The organism is Nostoc sp., assembly GCF_036919575.1.
Classification (GTDB): Bacteria; Cyanobacteriota; Cyanobacteriia; order Cyanobacteriales; family Nostocaceae; genus Nostoc.
On record NZ_JBALBY010000082.1, the window covers coordinates 152,632 to 159,737 of the forward strand.

At 45.7% G+C, this 7,106-nt stretch carries 6 protein-coding genes; all 6 read left to right on the plus strand.

Features of this window, described 5'->3' with window-relative positions; all coding sequences use genetic code 11:
• Positions 1 to 52 precede the first annotated feature (52 nt).
• The 6 genes from V7K27_RS21565 to V7K27_RS21590 all read left to right on the plus strand — a co-directional run bounded on the left by V7K27_RS21565 (position 53) and on the right by V7K27_RS21590 (position 7,022).
• On the plus strand, positions 53 to 2,551 hold the full coding sequence (locus tag V7K27_RS21565) for an S-layer family protein (protein ID WP_334950120.1): 2,499 nt from the start codon (positions 53 to 55) through the stop codon (positions 2,549 to 2,551).
• 235 nt (positions 2,552 to 2,786) lie between these two features.
• A complete protein-coding gene (locus V7K27_RS21570; protein ID WP_334950121.1) occupies positions 2,787 to 2,915 on the plus strand; it encodes a hypothetical protein in 129 nt (42 codons plus the stop codon).
• Positions 2,916 to 2,977: 62 nt separating this feature from the next.
• Positions 2,978 to 3,265: an antitoxin family protein gene (locus V7K27_RS21575; protein ID WP_334950122.1), complete on the plus strand. Its 288-nt coding sequence runs from the start codon at positions 2,978 to 2,980 to the stop codon at positions 3,263 to 3,265.
• Positions 3,259 to 3,726, plus strand: a complete 468-nt coding sequence (locus V7K27_RS21580) for a type II toxin-antitoxin system VapC family toxin (RefSeq protein ID WP_334950123.1) — start codon at positions 3,259 to 3,261, stop codon at positions 3,724 to 3,726. The genes V7K27_RS21575 and V7K27_RS21580 overlap by 7 nt, the downstream gene beginning before the upstream one ends.
• A gap of 180 nt (positions 3,727 to 3,906) precedes the next feature.
• The gene (locus V7K27_RS21585) at positions 3,907 to 6,651 is read left to right on the plus strand and encodes an S-layer family protein (protein ID WP_334950126.1); all 2,745 of its coding nucleotides are present in this window, start codon (positions 3,907 to 3,909) and stop codon (positions 6,649 to 6,651) included.
• 206 nt (positions 6,652 to 6,857) lie between these two features.
• Entirely contained in the window at positions 6,858 to 7,022 is a 165-nt protein-coding gene (locus tag V7K27_RS21590) for a hypothetical protein (protein ID WP_334950124.1), read from the plus strand.
• Positions 7,023 to 7,106 lie beyond the last annotated feature (84 nt).

Sequence of the window (7,106 nt, forward strand, 5' to 3'; positions counted from 1 at the left end):
ATGCCCTAAAAGGGAACTCTAACTTGAAATCAGTTAAAGGAAGTTTTTGGTGATGAGAGCAATACCATTTATATTAACAAGTGGGTTCTTGAGTTCCGCTCTACTACCAGCGATACTGCTTTGGAGTCGCTGCGCGATCGCACAGGTGACATCCGACGGTACAAATAACACCATTGTCAACCCGAATGGTAATAATTTCACAATTCTTAATGGGATTGCAAAAAGTAATAATTTATTTCATAGTTTCAGTAATTTCTCTGTACCCACTGGTGGTTCCGCTAGCTTTGATTTAATTAACACACCAAATATTACAACTATATTTAGTCGGGTTACAGGTGGGAATGTTTCCAATATTGATGGGTTAATTCAAACTCTCAACACTAATAATCCGGTAAGTTTGTTTTTAATGAATCCTGCGGGGATTATATTTGGCAAAAATGCTCAATTGAATATTGGCGGATCGTTTATCGGCACAACTGCTAACAGTATCAAATTTGCCGATGGTATTGAGTTTAGCGCGATTAATTCCCAATCAGCCCCGTTGTTAAGCATCAATGTTCCCCTTGGTCTGCAAATGGGTAGCAATCCCGCACCGATCAACGTTCAAGGCACAGGACACTCCTTGACCAATCCCGGTGGACTGGTTCTTGTCACTCAAAATCCGAGTGCTACAGAATTGCGGGTACAGCCGGGAAAAACCCTAGCTTTGGTGGGTGGCAATCTGAATCTGAATGGAGCAACTCTCACCGCCAAGCAAGGGCAAGTAGAATTAGGCAGTGTAAGTGGTGCAGGATTGGTTAGTTTGCTCCCAACTGCACAGGGGTATACTTTGGGATATGAAGATAAGCAAAAGTTTGGTGATATTCAGCTAACAGGGCGATCGCTATTAGATATAAGCGGGGTGAATGCAGGTTCCGTTCAAATTCGGGGGCGACACATTCAATTCACCGATGGCTCCCTGGTGGTAGCACGAAATTTCGGCAATCTTCCCGGCGGCGACATTCGCCTTCAGGCTACGGAGGCGATTGATCTGATTGGCACAACATCTGATAGCACAATTCGGAGCGGGGTACGTACTGAGGCTGTGGGTGTCGGAGCTAGTGGGAACATCAGTGTAATTACTCCCCGTCTTACCCTTCAGGTGGGAGGGGGGTTGAATAGCACTTCAGTTGGAGTGGCTCCCAGTGGCAATATCCACATTGATGCAACAGCGATTGAACTGTCTGGCTTCTCACCAATCAATCCAAATAGCGTTAGTGTTCTTTCTACTTCTGGCTATGGTTCTGGGAACACTGGCGATATCTCCGTCAATGCCAATAGTTTACTGGTGTCAAATGGTGCCACACTGACTTCAGCTACATTTGGCAGTGGCTCCAGTGGTAAAGTGGCAATTCGCACCAATCACACCACTGTCATGGGAGAAAGCCCCGCTGGAATATATAGCAACATTAGCTCATTCACTTTTGCGACCGGAAACGCCAAAACTTTGACCCTAGATACCGCCAAATTGCAAATTCTGGATGGGGGAGTAGTTGCGGCAACCACATTTTTTGCAGGTAATGGGGGAGATATAAGCATTAACGCCACGGAATCCATCGAGATTAGCGGTCGCAGTCGAAGCAATAACAGCAGTATCAACTCATCTAGCATTCTACTATCTCCACTACTGCGGCAGAAATTCCATCTACCGGATAAACTCACGGCAAATGCGGGTAATGTGAGCATTACCACGCCGAACCTGACGGTGACAGATGGTGGGACAGTCAGTGTCACCAGTCAAGGTAGCGGCAATGGTGGCAGTCTCAATATCACAGCCAATACCATCCGATTAGAACGTATTGGAAGCATCCAAGCACAAACAGAATCAGGTAATGGAGGTAATATCGCCTTACAAGTTGGGAAATTGTTGGTGCTGCGTCACAATAGCGCGATCGCCGCAACAGCAGGCGGTAATGGTAATGGAGGTAATATAAACATTAATGCACCGATCATCGTCGGCTTAGAAAATAGTGACATTATTGCTAATGCTTTTAATGGTAATGGCGGTAACATTAACATCACCACTCAAGGCATCTTTGGGCTGAAATTCCGTCCCCAACTCACAAGAGAAAGTGACATCACCGCCAGTTCCCAATTTGGGGTGAGTGGCACTGTTCAAGTTAATACTATTGGTATCGATCCAAATTCCGGCTTAGTCGAACTACCAGCAAATGTCACCGATCCATCGCAGCAAATTGCTACAGGCTGCGCGGGTAGTCAAGGCAGCAGTTTTGTGGCAACGGGACGGGGTGGAATACCGCAAAATCCCCTTCAACAAGTGACGAGCGATGTCTACGACGGGCTACGCCTACGCACCTGGTCTGACATCCGCGACATCTCTGCATACCGCAAAACACAGAAGGTACAAGCCCAAATACCCCCAACCCCGGAAGTTCTTATCCAAGCTACTTCCTGGCATCGTAATGCTGACGGTAAAATAGAGTTAGTTGCAGATAAATCTCCTACATCCTTGCAACAACCATTAACCTGTGCTGCTGTTCCCAAAATTTAACAGAGTATGTTCAGTTTAATTCCCCAGCAAGACAGGCAGCACCTTTTGGGTCGGGGTCTGTCTTGAGAAATCGCTCTACTTGGGGCTTTGCCCAAGACCGCGTTTCTCGCTAAATCCCCGTTATAAAACTGTACTTCCGACTTCCGACTTCCGACTTCCGACTTCTTTAATCATGTTATTAATCATGCAATTTCGGGAACTCTAACTTGAAATCAGTTAAAGGAAGTCTTTGGTGATGGGAGCCATACCATTTCTATTTATATTAACAAGACGTAATGCCGATGGCAAAATCGAGATATTTGCAGATGAATCTTCTGCTGTGGTGCAACCAGCATTAACCTGTGCTGCGGTTCCCAAAAGTTAACTGTAACCAAGAATCCAGGAAACTTCTAAGATAGATGAGAGACTATTAGGGGAAATACTTCAATGACTGAGGCAATTCGAGCGATTTATGAAAATGGAGTTTTACGTCCATTGACTCCGCTTAACTTGAGTGATCGTCAAACAGTTTGGTTAACTGTCTCTCCAGAACCGTTTCCCCAGGCGATCGCATCCCTACTTCAACCCCTATATGATTCTGGCTTGCTTACTGGGACCGTTGCTTCCTATTTACCTCCCCTATCAGATGCAGATTTAGAAGTCATGGTTCGCTCGATCCAAATCACCGGAGAGCCTCTGTCAGAAACCATTATTGAGGATAGGGGTGAGTGGTAAATGTCTACTTTCTAGACAGCAGTGCCTTGCTCAAACGTTATGTGCCTGAAATCGGCACTGCTTGGATTCAGGCACTCACTGCACAATCAGCCGCCAATCTGCTGATTGTTGCCCGCGTTACTTTCGTTGAAGTTCATAGTGCCATCGCCCGTCGGCAACGCGAAGGTAGTCTTTCTAGCAACCAAGCCAATCAAATTCTCCAAGCATTTTGCTACCATTTTGACACCCAATATGAAAAGGTTGAACTGCTACCAGCCGTTACTCAAATAGCAGGACAACTGGTGAATCAATATCCACTCCGAGCCTATGATGCCGTTCAACTTGCATCTGCCCTCAGTCTTTTGCCTCAGTTTATTCAATCCAATGATCTCACCTTCACATTTTTGACTGCCGACGATCGCCTACTTATTACCGCACAGTCGGAAGCCCTTGCAAGTGATAACCCTAATCACCATCCCTAATCACATTCAATAGACATCTGGTAGAAATTAAATATGCGTTACCCATAACCCTTGTAGAGAGGTAGCAGTGCTACGTCTCTAGGTTCTTTTTCACCATTGTTTTGATTCCAAGAAATGGGTGTTAGCTAGATGACAATTTCGGGAATCCTAATACCAGAAGTTAATGGGATTATTTCTGGTATGAAAACGCTGTACAAAGGGATAAGCTTCCGGCTTAACGCTTTTCTATTGATATTCACAACTGGGTTATTCACTCCAGGCATGATGCAATCAGCGATACTCCTTTGGAGTGGCTGTGCCAACGCACAGGTGACATCCGATGGTACAACTAACACCATTGTCAACCCAAGTGGTAATAATTTCACAATTCTTAACGGAGTTAATAAAGGTAATAATTTATTTCATAGCTTCAGTAATTTCTCTGTACCTACAGGTGGTGCAGCTAGTTTTGATTTAATTAACACACCAAATATTACAACTATATTCAGTCGGGTTACAGGTGGAAATGTTTCCAATATTGATGGGTTAATTAGCACGCTTAATAGTAATAACGCGGTAAGTTTGTTTTTGATGAATCCTGCCGGGATTGTGTTTGGGGCAAATGCCCGCTTGAATATTGGCGGCTCGTTTATTGGAACGACGGGGAATAGTATTAAGTTTGCCGATGGGACGGAATTTAGTGCTGTGAATGCTTCGGCTACTCCTTTGCTGACTATAAGTGTACCTGTGGGTTTGCAACTTGGGGCAAATGCTGGAGCGATACAAGTTCAAGGGGCAGACTTGCGAGTTCAAACCGGACAAACACTAGCGTTAATTGGTAGTCAAATCGACATGACAGGGGGAAAACTGACGGCACCAGATGGGCATATCGAACTATGGGCTGTGCAGAATGCTGGGATTCAAATGGAAAATCAAGCTCAATGGCAACTAACGAGTCCTGCTGACACAGCAAACTGGGGTACAATTTCCTTAAAACAATCTTCATTGGTTGATGCGAGTGGAATTAACGGTGGAGGAATCAACATCCGTGGACGTGGGTTGACGGTGCAGGATGGGTCGAATATTAGTTCCACTACCTCGGCTGGGCAAGGTAAAGGCATTACCATTCAAACGACAGAATTTGCCGAGTTTTTGGGAGTCTCTGCTCCAGGACAACTTTTTCTTGCTGGTGTTAACACATCGGTAGGCAATAAATATAGCTTTTTTCCACCATCAGGACCGCCAACAACCGGACAAGCCGGAAATATAACCATCGAAACCAATCGCTTGCGGTTAGCCAATGACGCTGCGATTCAGTCCTCAACATCTGGCAACAACTCGATCACAGGAGACATTACCATCCACGCTGCCGATGTGGATATGGTGGGAGACGAAACATCTTTTTCTTTGGGCATTGTGAATACGATTGGCACGTTGATCACCTTTGGAAACAACAATCAGAGTGGACGGGTTGCTGTCGATGCCCAACGGATTCGCTTGCTCAATGGCGATCGCATCAGTAGCAGTTTGTTGGGAGGAAATGGTACAGCAGGAGAAGTCAGGGTTCGGGCTGTGGAGAGTCTTGAGATTCGGGGAGCCAACCCTTACGGCATAACCAGTGCTGTTCTCGCTTCGATCGAAGCTGGAGCAACAGGGCAGGGTGGTCGAATCACAATTGACGCAGGGAGTCTGGTTTTAGCTAATGGTGGAACTATTACCAGTGGAGTAGCAGGTGCTAGTAACACATTTTTTGGACTGATTCCGGGGGCGCAGGGTACGGCTGGAAGTATTGATATTCGGGCAAGGGACGTACAAGTTAGCGATCCATTAATTGATACCTACAGCAACAGCATCGCTGGGATCACGGCTTCTGTGGGCAATGGTGCTGTAGGTTCTGGTGGAACGATTAACCTAACTGCTGATAACCTACGGGTATTCAATGGCGGACAGATCACCTCTTCCAGCCAGGGTCAGGGAAATGCGGGGAATATTAACTTACAAGTTAAAAACATTGATATCCAGGGTATATCTCAACCTTTAACTAACGGTGAAATTCTGCCCAGTGCGATCGCAGCATCTTCAACAACTAATTTTCACGCCGGAACGATAAATATTACATCCGATACAGTTAAAGTACGCAATAGTGCGGAAGTGATCGTGAGCAATACAGGAAGCGGAGATGCAGGTAATTTGAATATTACAGCCAATAATATTTTCCTCGACAATAAAGCCAGTCTGCGATCGGAAGTCAAAGGAGGCAGTCAAGGTAACATTCACCTCCAAGCAAATGATGTTTTGCTGTTACGTCGTGGCGGTAATATTACAACTAATGCCACTGGTACTTCTACCGGAGGTAACATTGATATTACTGCTGGAGCGATTATTGCCGTTCCTGACGAAGATAGCGATATCGTTGCCAATGCGATACTCGGAAGCGGTGGAAATATCCAAATCACCACCCAAGGCATCTTTGGGCTGAAGTTCCACGACCAACTCACACCTGATAGTGACATCACCGCCAGTTCCCAATTTGGGGTGAGTGGCACTGTTCAAGTTAATACTATCGGTATCGATCCAAATTCCGGCTTAGTGGAACTACCAGCAAATATCACCGACCCATCGCAGCAAATTGCTACAGGCTGTTCTAATAATACTGGCAGTAGTTTTGTAGCGACCGGGCGGGGTGGTGTGCCACGAAATCCCCTTCAACAGGTGACGAGCGATGTCTACGATGGGTTACACCTACGCACTTGGTCTGACATCCGCGATATCTCTGCATTCCGCCAAACACAGAAGGTACAAGCCCAAGTACCCCCAACCCCGGAAGTTCTTATCCAAGCTACTTCCTGGCATCGTAATGCCCAAGGCAAAATCGAGTTAGTTGCAGATAAACCTTCTACTCAGGTACAGCAACCATTAACCTGTGCTGCTGTTCCCAAAATTTAACAGAGTATGTTCAGTTTAATTCCCCAGCAAGACAGGTAGCACGTTTTGGGTCGGGGTCTGTCTTGAGAAATCGCTCTACTTGGGGCTTTGCCCAAGACCGCGTTTCTCGCTAAATCCCCGTTATAAAACTGTACTTCCGACTTCCGACTTCCGACTTCCGACTTCTTTAATCATGTTATTAATCATGCAATTTCGGGAACTCTAACTTGAAATCAGTAAAGGAAGTTTCTGGTGATGAGAGCGATGTCTACGACGGGCTACGCCTACGCTTTTCTATCTACACTTACAATCGGGTTCTTGAGTTCCGCTCTGGTACTACCAGCGATACTGCTTTGGAGTCGCTGCGCGATCGCACAGGTGACATCCGATAGTACTACCAACACTATAGTCAACCCAAGTGCTAATAATTTTACTATTCTTAACGGGATTGAAAAAGGTAATAATTTATTTCATAG